10 protein-coding genes are annotated in these 15997 nt (G+C 44.6%); 3 read left to right on the top strand and 7 right to left on the bottom strand.

Annotated elements, in window-relative coordinates; all coding sequences use genetic code 11:
• The 3 genes from GXO74_01965 to GXO74_01955 all read left to right on the top strand — a co-directional run.
• Positions 1–2312, top strand: a 2312-nt coding sequence (locus tag GXO74_01965) for a T9SS type A sorting domain-containing protein (GenBank protein NOZ60426.1), incomplete at its 5' end; no start/stop codon positions are given.
• 78 nt (positions 2313–2390) lie between these two features.
• The gene (locus GXO74_01960) at positions 2391–3200 is read left to right on the top strand and encodes a hypothetical protein (GenBank protein NOZ60425.1); all 810 of its coding nucleotides are present in this window, start codon (positions 2391–2393) and stop codon (positions 3198–3200) included.
• 134 nt (positions 3201–3334) lie between these two features.
• Positions 3335–5497 (top strand): TonB-dependent receptor, encoded by a 2163-nt coding sequence (locus GXO74_01955; GenBank protein NOZ60424.1) that lies wholly within the window; start codon positions 3335–3337, stop codon positions 5495–5497.
• A 75-nt stretch (positions 5498–5572) separates the two neighbouring features.
• On the opposite strand, the gene ftsZ is transcribed toward GXO74_01955, so the two are convergent.
• The 7 genes from ftsZ to GXO74_01920 all read right to left on the bottom strand — a co-directional run bounded on the left by ftsZ (position 5573) and on the right by GXO74_01920 (position 15590).
• Positions 5573–7222: a cell division protein FtsZ gene (ftsZ, locus tag GXO74_01950; GenBank protein NOZ60423.1), complete on the bottom strand. Its 1650-nt coding sequence runs from the start codon at positions 7220–7222 to the stop codon at positions 5573–5575.
• A gap of 36 nt (positions 7223–7258) precedes the next feature.
• Positions 7259–8929 (bottom strand): hypothetical protein, encoded by a 1671-nt coding sequence (locus tag GXO74_01945; protein ID NOZ60422.1) that lies wholly within the window; start codon positions 8927–8929, stop codon positions 7259–7261.
• Positions 8930–9108: 179 nt separating this feature from the next.
• Entirely contained in the window at positions 9109–9825 is a 717-nt protein-coding gene (locus tag GXO74_01940; protein ID NOZ60421.1) for a lytic transglycosylase domain-containing protein, read from the bottom strand.
• A gap of 380 nt (positions 9826–10205) precedes the next feature.
• A complete protein-coding gene (locus GXO74_01935; protein ID NOZ60420.1) occupies positions 10206–11024 on the bottom strand; it encodes a ParA family protein in 819 nt (272 codons plus the stop codon).
• Between the two features lie 29 nt (positions 11025–11053).
• Positions 11054–11731, bottom strand: a complete 678-nt coding sequence (locus tag GXO74_01930) for a response regulator (GenBank protein NOZ60419.1) — start codon at positions 11729–11731, stop codon at positions 11054–11056.
• Between the two features lie 423 nt (positions 11732–12154).
• Entirely contained in the window at positions 12155–13549 is a 1395-nt protein-coding gene (locus tag GXO74_01925; GenBank protein ID NOZ60418.1) for a sigma-54-dependent Fis family transcriptional regulator, read from the bottom strand.
• 7 nt (positions 13550–13556) lie between these two features.
• Positions 13557–15590, bottom strand: a complete 2034-nt coding sequence (locus GXO74_01920) for a PAS domain S-box protein (GenBank protein NOZ60417.1) — start codon at positions 15588–15590, stop codon at positions 13557–13559.
• Positions 15591–15997: the final 407 nt, after the last annotated feature.

Here is a 15997-nt window from a genome sequence, read left to right as displayed (position 1 = left end):
TAGATTCCATTGAGGGCGGTCTTTCTTTCCACTGTATTTATCTTCCCGAAGATTTGGAATTATCCGTTGACCTGACGCTTCAAGACAACACGCTCATTTTTCAACTTTCGGCAGATTCGCTTTCTGATTTAAATGAAGAAATACTTTTTCCCGCGCCGATTCTCTCCAATGCCGGAGATTTTTTCATTGTTCCAAGAGCGTCGGGAGTGATTTTGCCCGTAACTCATCAGTACCCATTCTGGGATTTTCGTTTTTGGGGATATAAATCCACCATGGCATTTGTTGGCGTGACGAATTTAACTTCCGGCTACATGATCACCACTGACGATCCATGGGATACAGGTGTCGAATTTGTTAAAAATGAAATGCAAAATTATTATAATTTGCAGCTTTACCATGCGCCGAGCAAGGGGAAATTTGCTTATCCGAGAAAATTTTATTTGACGTTTGTGCATGACAACGGCTACGTGGAAATGTGTCAGTGGTACCGCCGGCATGTCCAACAATTGCGTCCGGTGAAGACTTTTTCGGAAAAAATCTCAGAAAATCCTGATGTGGAAAAATTAAAAGGCGCAGTGGATTTTTGGGCGCTGGAATGGCAGTTCAGAACTGAAATGTTTCTTGATTCTCTGAAAAATTACGGCGTGGACAGGGCGATTATTTCTTTAGGCGGCGGCTGGTATCAGCCGGAATCTTTCGCCGAACTCATCGATAGCATTAACGCGCGCGGACTTCTTTCCAGCCGTTACGACATTTATACTGATGTCTGGCCTCCGACTCATCCGGAATATCCCTGGTATCGCACTGAAGGTTATCCCGAAGATGTCGTTGTAGATGCTGATGGCTCGCTGCACGAAGGCTGGCTTGCCTATCTCAGCGACGGTTCGCCATTTCAGGGATACTATACTTGTTCATCCACTCATTTGAAATATGCGGAACAATGGATTCCGCCGGAGCTTTCCACAGAGCATTACAATTGTCGTTTCATTGACGTGGAAACCGCATCTACTTTAATGGAATGCTACTCTCCGATTCATCCTGCGACCCGACATGATGATGCCGTTAACCGAACTAATCTTTTAGATAAAATTAAAAACGATTTTCATTTGGTATTAGGAAGCGAGGAAGCGCGAGATTTTACATTTTCCGATGTGGATTTTGGCGAAGGAACCATGACCATCACTCCGGCTGAAAATGCCGGCTACGACTGGGCAACACCAACAGATTCGCCCGGAGATTATTTCATCGATTACAACATGAATCCGGCAGTGCGAATTCCGCTGCACCAGCTTGTTTTCCACGACGTGCATGTGGCGACCTGGTACACCGGCGATGGCGTTTCCAAAGTTCCGAATTTCTGGGACGAAAAAGATTTGTTCAATATTTTGTATGCATCCATGCCGCTGTTCATGCCGCCCAGCCTTACCTACTGGCAGCAAAACAGAGAAAAATTTCTCACCAGTTATCATCTCGTCAGTGCGGTTTTTCGCAGCGCAGGATTTGCTAAAATGACTAATCATGAAATGCTCTCGTCCGACTGGAAAGTACAAAAAACAGCTTTCGATAATGGCTGGCAGGTCATAGCTAATTTCGGAGATGATGATTTTTCGTACAATGAAACAGATATTCCCCCGAAAGGTTTTTACGCCACAAATGGCACTGAAGAAGTGTTCAGGAAAACAATTCAGGGAAAGACAATTTCATGCGTTCGCTTGAAAAATAGATTTTTTCTCAATCCTTATGGCGAAGAAATTGCGCTGGATGGCGTGCGTACCAGCGGTGCTGTCTGGATTAGGAAAAACGAGCATTCTCTGGATTTGGCATTTATCGGAGACCAGAATTTTGTGGACATTAATCCGTTACTCTTACCCTGGGACGGATTCGGCTCTTTTCAGGTTTTTGACAAAACTGATTTTCGCCAAATTCCGACAATTGATCTGTCGGACGGCTGGGTCAGAATACCAAAATGGAACACCGATCGTTTTTATGTCATTCAATTTCAGCAGACGGGAGTGAATAAAAACAGGGAGGTTGCCAAAGACTACCGTTTGAAAATCCACCCCAATCCGGCGAATTCAATGGTGGCGATAAATTTCTCGCTGAAAAAGTCCGAAGTTATTTCACTTGAGGTGTTTAATCTGCTGGGACAGCGAGTCCGAACTCTCGCTGACGAAAAATTCGCCGCCGGCAATCAGCGCATTGTGTGGAATGGCAATTTTTCCAATGGCAGAACTGCTGACTCGGGGATTTATTTCCTTCTTTTGAAAACAACGTCTTTTTCTCAGGTGAAGAAAATCGCATTGATCAAATAGGCCTGGAAAATAGAATCACTATAGTTCAACTTTTTGAACAACAAAAATCTCAATTTTGTTAAAGAAAATAGGGACACTATGAAAATTATCACTATTTTGGGAATCGTTTTGCTCGTCGCCGTTTCGATTTTTTACTACTGCGACGTAGATCACGGACTGGCGCCGCTGCCGGGGAAATTAGTGGCAACGGTCTATTTCCGCGGAGAAGCGCCACAAAACACTGAAGGTGTTTATCTGGTTGTTATGCCCAAATTTCCGCCGCATGCAATTAACGAGCTTTACATGAGCCCGAACAGTCTGCCCATTGACAAAGACACGGTAGTTACGGAAATGGATTTGCCTTTTGACCACTACGAAGCCGTTAGCCTGTGGTGGTACAGCACTGAAACCAAGTCTAATTTGGCGGACATTTTAGCCTTGCCGCTTGACGCAGGGAATAATTTTTTGCCGCTTTCTTTCGATATCACGGAAGAAAATCCCATAGATACGGTTAAAATTTACGCCAGTTGGACTCGTGTTGACCGGGACGCTGCGATTGAGGGTACTATTTATTTTAATGGTCCGTTTCCTCCCAACACCCTGGCAACGGCGGTGGCGGCTTACAAATACAAACCCGAGGAAAACGTCCATTACCTCGTTTGGCTGAAATCCATTGATTTTTCCATTGATAGCAATCCTTATCATTATCGGCTACCCCTACGACATGGAACGGTAAATTACATCGCTGTTTTTTGGCTGCCGGAAAAGGCTAATTTGACCGATTTCCGCACCCTCGGTTTTTATCACGATCCGGACAATCCGGATCAGCCGGGAAAATTGTCCATCGGAAACAACGAGACTGTTTCGGGAATTGATATTTACGCTGATTGGTCGGCTGCGAAGCCTTAAATTTGACGAGTTGTGAGAATAGCGTTATCTTTGTCGACTCTGTATCAATTTTTCAAATTTTAGCAAAAATTGAAAATCTCATATTCAATAATACACCAAAATGGAAAAAAGAATTAGTCAGGAAAATGAGTGAAATGAAAAGAACGCTAATTTTTGTCATTCTGATTTTGTTCTTTCCGGCGCTCGCTTTTTCCAGAGGCGTGATTCGCGGAACGGTTGTGGACGCTCAGAAGGGAACGCCTCTGCCTGGCGCAAATGTGCAAATTTTGGGCACACTGTTCGGCGCCAGCACGAATCTTGAAGGAAGATTTATCATCGAAAATATTCCGCCGGGCAATTACGATTTGAGAATTTCCATGATCGGCTATCGTTCTCAGACGAAAAAAAATATTTATGCTGGGCCAGGGAAAGAAGTGACACTGAATGTAAAATTGAAAGAGACGCCCATCGAATTTGATCCGATCGTGATTTCCGCCGGAAAAGTGAAACAGCGTCTCGACCAGGCGCCGGTGTCGCTGTCTGTTGTGACGGCAAAGGATATCGCCCGGCGCAACGCAACGAATTTGATCGAATCGCTGGAAACGGCACCCGGCGTAAATTTTATCGGCGATCAAATCAATATTCGCGGTTCCACAGGTTACACTTTCGGCGCCGGAAACAAAGTGCTGCTGTTGCTCGATGGCGTGCCGGTTTACGCGGCGGACACCGGCGAATTCAACTGGGACATGTTGCCGCCGCTGGACATCGAGCAGATCGAAATTCTCAAGGGCGCCGGTTCCACGCTCTGGGGCGCTTCGGCTCTCGGCGGCGTGGTCAATGTGATTACAAAATCGCCGTCTCCGGAAGGAAAATTCATGTTTTCATCCATCTTTGGCAAATACGACCACCCTTATTACGAAGAATGGTACTGGACAAATCATGAGCGCCTTTTTTATTCCAGATTTGATCTCAGTTACAGTAAAAAATTTGGCCCTTTTGGTATGCGCGTTTCTGCGGGAAGATTTGTCTCGACCGGCTATCAGCAATTGGGTGCTTTTGAAAAATATAATTTGACGGGTAAATTCGATTACGTTTTTGCTAACAAAATAAAATGGACCGGTTACGCGGCGTACAGTTACATCGACCGCGGATTTTTCGTCCAGTGGAAGGGACAAAACGACCCCTACGAAGTGGACGAAAGCAATCTGGATAATTACGCGACGACAAACCAACTCAATTTGTACGCTAAATTAGCGATCCCGCTGTCGCCGCGGTTTGGGTTGAATTTTCGCGCGTCCATGGTGCGCACGCTGATGGGAAATCAGTTCGGCGGAAACGCCGGATTTAATCCTGCCTACGGCGAAGGCCTGGAATTCCAGGCGGATTGGATTCCTCGGTACGGGCACATGGTCACTTTTGGCGTACAATATCAGCACGACGCGGGCAGCAACAAATATTTTGGCAATCATCGCGGTTATTCTCTAGGCCCGTTCATTCAAGACGAATGGAAATTGAGAAAAAATTTGCGGTTGACAACCGGCCTGCGCTACGACCGCTATCAACTCATCGGCGGGCTGAAAGAAGATTTGTTTAGTCCGCGTCTGGGAATTAACTGGCAACCGTTTGAAACAACGACGTTGCGTGCTTCTGCCGGCAGCGGATTTCGCGCGGCTACAATCGTCGAGCGGTTTCTGGAATTGAGCATCATGAATTTCAAAATTATTTCCAATCCGGATTTGAAAGCGGAAAGTTCCTGGGCCTTCGATGTAGGATTTCGGCAATATTTCACAGAAGATTGGAACATCGACGTCTCATTTTTTGATAACGAATATTGGCGCATGATCGAAGCACATCTGGATTTGATTCGCGGGCAGGTGCAATTTCGCAACATCACCCGAGCGAGAATTCAGGGCATCGAGGCGACTACTAATTTTAATTTTCCTTTTTCCGTTTCCAAACAAAAATTTGATTTCAATAGCCAGATCAGTATTACAGCGATGAATCACGAAGATTTGAAATGGCACGAGCCCCTCACGTATCGACCGAAATTATTGGCTACAATCAAAACTTCGTTCGGGTGGCGCGGTTTGCAATTGCAGGTGGATTATCGCTACGCTTCCAAAATCGCCGAAGTGCAAATTTACCCCATCAATGATCGCGTGCCGATGAAATTCTGGGATGTGCGCTTGTCGCTGGACGCGCGAAAAATTACGCTACAAGCGAGCGTGAAAAATCTGCTGCAGTACAATTACGCGCCAATGGAGAGCAATCTGATGCAGCCAAGAACTTTCATCTTGGGAGTGCAAGGGAATTTTTAACGGGGAAGTTTTTCGGTAAAAATGCAGAAACCCGATTTTTTAGAAAAATCGGGTTTTTTGCTAATCAAGGAAAAACTAATTCAAATCCATTCGCAAATGATCTTCCAAGTCCGAAGTGTCAATTAAAAAATCATCGTCCGCGTCATCTTCGGGTGTGCCGTTGGAATCTTTTTCCGGCGGCTTTGGCGCCGCAGGCTTGTTCTTTTTCGCGCCGTCCTGATCCAGCAGCAAACTCATCTGCTCAATGACTTGCTGCGCGTCATCGATAGCGACAGTGTAGCCGGAAATCATGCCTTCCATGATCAGCGGCACTTTTTTCATCAAATTTAAAAATCCGGCATGAAACGCCAGCCGATCCGAAACAATCAGGTCAAACAAATCTGCGATGAACGTTGCGAAATCTTCCACCGGCTTGTTGGCGTAAAGCTGGGCGGCGCTTTTGATGCCGCTCGCTGCATTTTTGATGTTGCGCAATGCATGAGTGTCGCTGGGGCTCATCGTTAAAATCGCAATCGCCTCGCGCATAATATTCAGATCACCCTTGATATCGTCTTCGAAAATTTGGTGAAAAACATTTTTGTTCGGTTTCTCTTTTTTCTCGGCGCCATTTATTGCCACGGATTGGGCAGAAGTATCGGCGGTGGCGTTCAGAATCTCGGTTGGACTTTTGGCGGCTTTAGGGACTGAAACGGAAATTTGCGCTTTCCGCTTGTTTTGCGCCGACGGATCTAATCCGGTGGCGATAATGAGCACTTTAATTTTATTTTTGATATCAGGATTGATGCTGGCGCCCCAGACAATTTTGGCGTTGGGGTCCAATTTTCGGGAAATTGCGACCATGATATTTCTGGCGTCGCTGATAGTCAGAGAGTCGTCGCCCTCAATGTGCAACAGGGCGCTTTTGGCTCCGGTAATGTCAATGTCGAGAAGGGGATTGCTAATGGCCAGCCTGACGGAGTCTTCAACTCTATTTTCCGCGTCGCTTTCGCCGATGCCAATCATTGCCGTATCGCCGTTTTTCATGATTGTCTTGACGTCGGCGAAATCCAGATTTACGAGCCCTTTTTTGGTGATCAACTCGGTGATTCCTTTTACCGCGTTGACGAGAATTTCGTCAGCGACTTTAAAGGCGGCGTTTATCGGCAAATCAGGGACTAATTCGAGTAAGCGATCATTTTTAATGACAATGACAGTATCCGCGTTTTTGCGTAATTTTTCTAAACCGCCGCTGGCATTGTCATTTTTAAGCGTGCCTTCGTCTGTGAAAGGCATTGTTACGACAGCGATGGTGAGCGTTTCCAGACTGCGAGCGATTTCTGCAATGACCGGCGCCGAGCCCGTTCCTGTTCCGCCGCCGAGGCCGCAAGTGACAAAAACAATGTCCGCGCCCTTCAGAAAAGCCTTAATTTCTTCCTCGTTTTCTCTGGCAGCTTCTTCTCCGATCTGCGGGTCACTTCCGGCGCCCAAGCCGCGGGTGACAGTTTTTCCAATGAGCAATTTATTTTCTGATTTTGTGAACAACAAATCCTGAGCGTCCGTGTTCACGGCGACGGTTTCAATCCCCTGGATGTCAATTTCTTTCAATCGGGAGATAGTGTTATTTCCAGCACCGCCAGTCCCCACAACCTTGATGACGGTCTGGTGCATTTTAATGAGATTTTCCAGTTCTTCGTCGTTAGTTTTTGGTTTTGTCTGCCTGTCCTTAAAAATGCCGCCTTTGCCCATTCCATTGTCCTCGTTTATTTTTTCTCTTGCTAACCGCTATGAAGACGCTAATTGTGTTTGTTCGATCACCTTGACCGTGTGCGCGTAATATCGTTTCAAGTCAGAAAGAATGTCGATGAGTATTGCCTCATGGCTTTCGTCGTCCGGATTGTAAGAAATTAAATGCTTGACTCCTTTGGCGATAGACGCCAAAAATCCAGTTGGAATTTTCAATTCAGCCGCGCTCACATTAATACAAATGGACTCCACCAATTCTGGGAAGAAGGCGAGTTTGTGCAAATTGAGCTTTCGGGCAAGATGCTTCAGAGAGGCGCTCGCCAACTCAATGTCTTCGATGCGCTGCGCATGCCGATGGTAGTCTTCTTTGAGTAATTTCAAAGAATCAAAAATTATTTTCGCCATTGGTTTTGCCTGTTGGGCAAAAGTCTGATGCGCCTCCCGCTCTGTCGCGCCTTTGAGCGACTGATAGTCGATGGGGGGCGTCGGTGTTTTGTCCGAATCGTCGTGTTTCGTTTTGTCGGGTTCACGCGTTTGCGGAAGATTGACGGAAAGACTCACGTCTTTGATCAGGTTTATTACTTCTTCGCTATCTTCGCCGGGCAGCGCAAAATGAATTTCCTCCTCATCGTCAAGAGAAGGCTGGCTTGTTTCGTTGCTTTCTGCTGTATTTTCTGGCTCGGCTTCAGGCTCAGATTGCGGAGTAATCATTGTGTTGTATTCGACCTGGCTATCTTTCCAGGCTGCGTCCGGTTTGTCTTCCGGCGTTTTTTCAACGGGCGGATCAAATTTGCCGCGCCTGATAGCGTCGAGAAATTCATGCAGTCCATTGGAGTTAGGTTTAGCGACGGAGTTAACGATCTGGACGCGCGCCGCCTGCAATAAATTGTAGTCATTTTTGCTAAAGAGATGCGTCGGTTGTGAAACTCTATCCAAAAAAGCTAATGTCTCTTGACAGATTTGTTTGACATTGACGTAATCGTGGAAGTTTGCCAGTTCAAGAATTTTCTGAAAAATTTCCTGCACGGATTGCAGATAAGCAGCTTGCGTGTCTTTCGCGCGAATTTCTTGAAAATCTGTGTTTATCGGTTCAAGCGTACTTTTCAGCTCTTCTCCGAAAAATTTTCTAAAAGCGTTATTTTCTTTCTGATGCGTCTTTTCGCGCTTTTCCGCTAGCGCTGAATTGTCAAACAGCGAAATGGGATTTTTATCCAGCAGAAGATTGTCGATGTCTCCTGCGTCCAGATATGTGTCCGAAGCGTTTGTGTTTTCCAGCAAATTAAACAAACTCTCTTTTAATTTAATATAAGCGCGCAAGTAATTATGAAATGAAGGATTAGATAACCGGCGCTTCCATTGAGCAAAGGTTTTGGCGGCTAATTCTGAAATGAATTTTTTGGTGTCTTCTTTGTCCAATTGTTCTAATCGAATCGTAATCAGTTCATTTTCCAGCGAAGAATAAACATCTTCAAACCCTTTGAGTTGACTTACTTCCTTGAGGACGCCATTGGCGTTGTTTGCTCGGCTTAACAAAAATAACAAGCTACCCATCAATTCGATGGCTCGCGCGTCAGCGGTCTTTTTAGGGAGCGGTTTGTGACGGAGCAGTTTTTCAAATGTGTGATAAAAATAGCTTTTTGGGTTGAAGAACAACTTGATCAGTTCTTCGACAAATTCGCGCCCCAGAGATGATTTGTTTTGTGTTGTCATCGTTGCCTCTACTCGGATGTCATTTACACTCATTTGTCAATGGAGAACAAGCGCAATGGTTGCGTTGAATTTGAAAAGAAAAAAGCAGAGAATCGTTGAAAATTTCAACAGATTCTCCTTGCTTTTGGCAATCCAAAGTTTTTCTTTCCTATTGTCGAAAATATAAGTCAGCGAATTATTCAAAAGACGCTCTTTTGATTTTGAAATTGGGCGTAAAGTTTCAAAATGGAAGGAACGTAAAATTGCGTCTCTTCCCAGAGCAAAGTGAAATCGCTCTTGTCATTTCGTTTCTCGAGCCAGAGTTTCGCCCGTTTTTCGCCCCCATTGTACGCTGCCAATCCGCCGTCTATTTCATATTCCTGAATCAGTTGGGACAGATAACGACAACCGAGGCGAATATTAATGATCGGATCGAACAGAATATCTTCCGCCGAAGTCCATTTGGTCCCTTCTTCTGCGGCCAATTTGATTCCGGTCTCGGGCATGATTTGCATCAAGCCCATTGCGCCGACCGGAGAGACCACTTTGGGATCCCAGCTTAGCGCGCTCTCGTGCGTAATCGTCGCGCAAATCAAATCCACGTTCAAATTCGTGTACTTCAGACACATTTTGTTGATCTCGCGCGCAATTTTATGTTTGAGCTCCGACGACATATCCTGATTGTAGATATTGATGATGGCGATGATCTTTTGGATATTGTGTTGTTCCCTACTCTTCATATCCAAAACCGACTGAATCTGCGAAGCAGTCTGCTCAAGGTTTTCCATCTTTTTTGATGTTTCGCTTTTTGAATAATAATGATAGGAAAAACTCACACTGGTAATAAAAACAAACATCAAAATTGTGACGACAATCAGGGTCTTTGTCAACGAATTTTGCATAATCAAGTGTATCATCTCCGAAACCTCCTCAAAATCCAGAATACAAATTTGAAAATCAGAACAATCGGTTCTGGAATTAGGCTACTGCTAACATTTTAATAATTAACCGGTTAACTATCCGCTGATAAAGCGCCCCATATCCTTTGATTCTATATGTAACAAATTTAACGCCAAACTTAAAAAATTATGAAAAATTTTCAGCCGCCGATTTTCAATTTCGTCTAATTTTAGTAAAATCAAACAACTGTAAAGAATAATTGTCGCGGCTAAGATTTTGAAATAATTGAGATTTTCTAAAAAGCAAGCCTAAATGTTCTTGTTTTAATATAACTTCAATGATAATAAATAATTTAAAAGAGCAGCCTTGTAATTACAATAAAATCAATTTGTTGTGATTAATAATTATTTGCCATTTTTAGTGGCGTTTTGAATGAAGTTGATTCATGTGTTCCGCGCTGATGCAAAATTTCCTCTGCCAGATGCAAATAGCTTTGCGCGCCTGTACTGTTTCGGTCAATTTGTTGTACCGGCATGCCATACAATGGCACCTCGGCCAAACGAATGTTTCGCGGGATGTAGGTCTTGAAAAGCGCGCCGGCCAAAGTAACTTGAAGCCGCTCCCAGACTATCTTCGCCAGGCGGCTGCGCAAATCCACCATGGTAATGAGAATTCCGCGATAGCGCAGTTTCGGATTGTGGCGAATTTTTATCTGCTGAATATATTTGAGCGACATGCCCAGCGATCGAATTGCATAATATTCGCATTGAACCGGGACGATCAACGAGTCTGCAATTTTCAACGCCGCTGATGTGAAACTTCCCGAGGAAGACGGACAATCCAGCAATACAAAATCGTATTGATTGGCAAATTTTGCCACGGTTTCTTTCAATTTGTCTTCTCGCTCAGTCAAAATTTCACCTGATTTTTTTTTGTCAAAACGGGCCGACGTTATTGTGGCGAGGCACAAATTCGGCGCCGCCGTCTGAAAGACCGCGTCCGTTGCACTCGTTTTTTTGTCGGCAACAATATCCAAAATCCCCCACGGCAATTCGTAGTCGCTGACATGAAAACTCGCCGCCACCTGCCGCTGCGGATCCATGTCGATCAGCAATACCGATTTGCCTTTCGCTGCCAGACTGGCGCCTAAATTAATGACGGTGGTGGTTTTGCCGACGCCGCCTTTCTGGCTGACAATGGCAATTACTTCGCCCATATTTTTCGCCCCTATAGAAAGTCTGTTTTTTACGCTGCAAGCAGCTCTTTTTGTAACATTTTCCAACCGTAATAAACGGTTTGTTGCTTTGGTTTTAGATTGATTAATTTCTCCGCTTTTTCCACTTGCTCCCAGCTCAAAAGATGAATGAGCGCCATTTCGCCGGATAATCTGTTAGCAATTGCATCAATGATAACGCCGGCTTTGAAATAGATTTCTCCGGTCGAACAGCCGTTTTGTACACGTAAACAACCGCTATATTTTATATGATAAAGATTTTTGATTAAATCTATCAAATTATGTCCGGAAAGTGCCTCTGCGGACAAGCCGTTTTTCAAGCGCAATATTTGTTGAATCTGTTTTTTCAGATTTTCGATTTCGAAAGGTTTTTCAAAAAAATGGACGTGGACGCCGTCTGCGATACGACGATAGTCCGGGTTTTCGAAGGAAGTCATCAGGATGACTTTCAGGTCGGGTTTGTTTTTTTTGACGAACGACAACAATGCCAATCCGTCCATGTCCGGCATCTTAATGTCGGAAATGAGCAGATCCAATTTTTTCGTTTTCAGAATCTGATAGGCTTCTTTTCCGGAAGTGGTGGAATAGATTTTTAAATTTTCAAATGTGCGCCTTAGGTTCCGTGTCAGGCTCCATGTCAGATCTTCTTCGTCGTCGACGATCAAAATGCGTTTGGAAACGTAATCCATTGTTGCTTTCCCTGAGTTGCAGTTCTATGGTGTCATCGCCTTCAATTTCTACAAATATTATGCCAATTGATTGATAAATATTAAGGTAGGTATTTTCGGTAGATTAATTTTAATAAAAACAATAAATAATTACCAATTACAAAACTGTAAAAATTACCAGTGTTGCAAAAAGAAGCGGCAAGTTTGCAAATAGCAACCTATTTTCGCAAATAAATGGGATGATCTTTTGGAAATCGAACCATCGCGCTGGACGGAATTTGCTCATGGGTGCGGGAAATAGTAAAAATAAATCTATTCAGAAGAAAATTGAAGGAAATCAGGAAAAGCCGATGCCAAAACTGTAAGCTTATTACAGTTCTGAAAGAAAAAGAGCGGCTTTCGGGAAAAGGCCGCTCTTTGAAAGCTGAAACTTTATTATTCGCGTCAATCGATGCCGTATTGTTTGAGCTTTTCCCGCAACGTAGATCGAGAGATTTGCAGGGCTCTGGCTGCTTTGGATTTGTTGCCGTTAAATTCGTTCAGCGTTTTAATGATGTGTTCTCTCTCCACTTCCTGCAATGTTAGCGGTTCTTTCGGTTTTGCCGGTTCAGGTTCAATGTCGGGGATCGATATCTCAGGCACTGTAATATTCTCTTTTCGAGGCGCGTTTTGTATTTCAATCGCCAGATGCTCCACATCAATTATGTCTCCCTGGCATAAAATCGCTGCGCGCTCGATGATGTTTTTGAGTTCCCGCACATTGCCGGGCCAGTCGTAGCTGATCAAAAGCTGCTGCGCGCGCTCGGTGATGCCTCTGATTTTTTTAGAAAATTCTTTATTGTTTTGCTCAATGAAAAGTTTCGCCATGGGAATAATATCTTCCAACCGTTCCTTCAGCGGCGGTAGGTTAATTTCCATCACCTTGAGGCGATAGTAGAGGTCTTCGCGGAAAGAGCCGTCTTTGACGCATTCAAACAAATCGCGATTGCTGGCGGCGATGATGCGGACGCTGATTTTAATGTCAGATGTGCCTCCGATGCGGCGGAAGCTCTGGCTTTCGATCACGCGCAGCAATTTGGGTTGCAGCGTCGGATTCATGCTGGAAATTTCGTCCAGAAAAATAGTGCCGCCGTGCGCCAATTCAAATACGCCTTTTTTCATGCTTTTGGCGTCGGTAAACGCGCCTTTCTCAAAACCAAAAAGCTCGCTTTCCATCAGCGTTTCCGGAATGGCGCTGCAATTGATCGGGATCATGGGCTTATCGCGCCGTGCGCTCCAATTGTGGACCGCCCAGGCGACAAGCTCTTTCCCCGTCCCGCTTTCGCCCTGAATCAGCACCGACGTCTTGGGAGTTCTGGCGACTACTTTAATCAGATCTTTTATTTTTCGCATTTTTGGGCTGTTGCCAAAAATTGCTGTGTCCGGGTAGCGTCGCCGATCCTGCAATTTCAAGTGAGAAATTTCGCGGCGCAAATTACCGAATTCCAGCGCCTTTTTCGCCACCATGCGCAATTCTTCGTGATCAAATCCTTTCATCAAATAATGATGCGCCCCCATGCGCATGGCTTCTACCGCGGACTCCACGCTGCCGTGCGCTGTCATCATGACCACGATCAGGTCCGGGTCGATCTCCAGCGCTTTTTTCAACACTTCCATTCCGTCTAATTTCGGAAGGCGTATATCAAGAAAAACAAGGTCAAAAATTTCTTCGCGAAGTAAATCTAACGCCTGTTCTCCCGAGCTGGCGCTCGATACTTCATAGCCCACTTTGCTGAGGCATTTGGAATAGCCTAACGTCAAATCTTCTTCATCGTCAACAATTAAAATTCGTTCCTTCATCTAATCTCTACTCCTCGGTCGGTAATAAAATTGTAAATGTGGTTCCTATTCCTGTTTCGCTGTCAACGGAAATTTCGCCTCTGTGCTCTTCAACAATGCGATAGACGATTGAAAGCCCGAGGCCTGTTCCCTGCGGTTTTGTGGTGAAAAATGGGTCGAAGATGACTTTCTTTTCATCTGGCTTAATGCCCACGCCGGTATCGCGGACTTTGACTTCTACGTACAAAGATTCCTTATTTTCGCCCAAAAAAAACTTTTTTCGCCGGTCGCGCGGAAAGATGATCGTCCGAATGGGTTCGGCGGAAATCTCAAATTCGCCGCCTTTGGGCATGGCATCCAGCGAATTCAGATACAGATTGATGAATACTTGCTGGATTTGATGAAAATCGACAAAAATTTTTGGCAGACTCGCGTCCAATTTTTTTATGTATTTAATGTTTTTCTTCTTAAATCGTTCCTCGAAAAGGATGTCCACTTCTCTGATAATTTCCGGCAGCCGCTGCAGCTTGCGATCGGGCTGCTGCGGTTTGGCGAAACTGAACAAAGATTTCAGCAACTCATCCAGACGATTGACCTGATTGATAATTCGCGTCAGATATTCTCGTCGCGAATCATGAGGCGTCATTTCTTCTTCCAATGTCTGCGCCATCGTTTTGATGCCTGCCAGAGGATTTCGGACTTCGTGGGCGATACCCGACGCCAATACGCCCATGGACGCCAATCTGTCCATGCGAACGACTTCCATTTGCATCTGTTTAATCTGAGAAATGTCGCGAAAAGAGATGATTGAACCTACGCGGAGATTGTGATTGTCGATGCGAGAAAAGACGCTGTAGCCAATGAATACGCGAGAGCCGTCACTTCGCGTCAATTCCATTTCGCGATTGAGCGGAAAGCGATAATTGCTGTTCGTGGGCGCGACAAGCCGCTCGCACTCTTCTCGCGGGAAAATATCGTAGATGGATCTGCCGACGATTTCTTCGCTCTTGTAGCCCAAAATTTCCTCGGCGCTGTTATTGAACGATGTAATTCGATTGTTCAGATTCAGAGTGATCAGACCCGAGCCAATGCTTTGAATGATACTTTCGTTAAAATTTTTCAATTCAGTAATTTCTTCTTCCAATTGTTTCCGTTGGGTAATGTCGCGGCTGATGCCAATGGCTCCGATGACTTCGCCTTTTTCGTAAATCGGATTGATGTTCATGGAAAGAAAAAGAGGACTGCCGGTTTTGCAGATCAGTCGAATTTCAAAAATTCTTGCCTTACCGCGCAACGTTTGATTGAAGTTGTTGCGTGCTTCGATGCGATCCTCGGGCGCCACGAGGTCAAAAAAACTGCGGCCAAACCAATCCTCGCGAGAAAATCCGGTCAAAGTGCTCAACCGTCTATTGATGAAAATAAAATCGCCCTTCAGATTCAGCGTATAAATCAAATCATTAGCGTTTTCGATCAAATCCTGATATTTGTATTCACTGCGTTTGACTTTTTGTTCGAGTTCTTTGTTTTTTTGACGGACTTGATTTAAAATGAAAACATTGTCGATGACATTAATGAGTTCGCGATGTCCAAAGGGCTTCACTAAAAACGCAGAAAGCCCCATCTCGAACAAGGCCGTGCGATTGAGGTCGTACTCGCTTTTGGCAGTCAACATGATGACCGGCGTCCGGCCAAGATGGCGAAAGCGTTGGCCAGTGACAAGTCGTTGGAAAACTTCGGCGCCATTCATCCCCGGCATCACATAATCGAGCAGAATCAGATCCGGTTTGTATTTTAAGACATAATCCAGCCCTTCTTGTCCGTCCCTGGCGGAAATGAAGTTGTATCCGGCTGAGACGATAATCTTTCTGCCAATGTCGATCATATCCGCATCGTCGTCAATGAGAAGGATTGTCTTTTTTTCATTCGCCTCGTCGGAAACTTTGAACGGAACGGCAGAGCGGCTGCTTTTGTAAATATGATCATTAATGAAATTTTCTAAATCATCAATCCCATCGCGATGGCGCAATGAAAAATTTTTTTTATTTTTTGGCGATAATACCATAATTCTGCGCGGAAAGTCAATTAAATGGTTTGTTCGTTATTCTCTAATCATTAGTTAACTTATTCAAAATAAAAAAGTTTCGTTTTTGTGACAGTGATCCCCGTCAAAATTACTGAATTAGAAGAGCCGTTCAGTAAATCGAATTTATTCTGCTTTGATTTTCGTTCGGAATAAATATTTGCATCATCCAAACACCGCCTTGGCGCTAATTCTTGGAAATATGAAACATTTATGGAGAAGATTTGTCAGATAACTTCAGTAGGATGTAAAATTGATTCGTCTCAGAAAGAAGCCTGAAAATCGTTGTTTTTCAAAATCAAAACCCAACGCAACAAGTTGCATAATTCCCCGGTAAACGCGCACGGTTCGCCAAGAAAAAAACTGATTATTTTGCTTTGCGTTCTTCG

The organism is Calditrichota bacterium (assembly GCA_013152715.1).
Lineage (GTDB): Bacteria > Zhuqueibacterota > Zhuqueibacteria > Thermofontimicrobiales > Thermofontimicrobiaceae > 4484-87.
The sequence above is the reverse complement of the archived record's forward strand: the minus strand, read 5'-3'. Positions and strand labels throughout refer to the sequence as shown.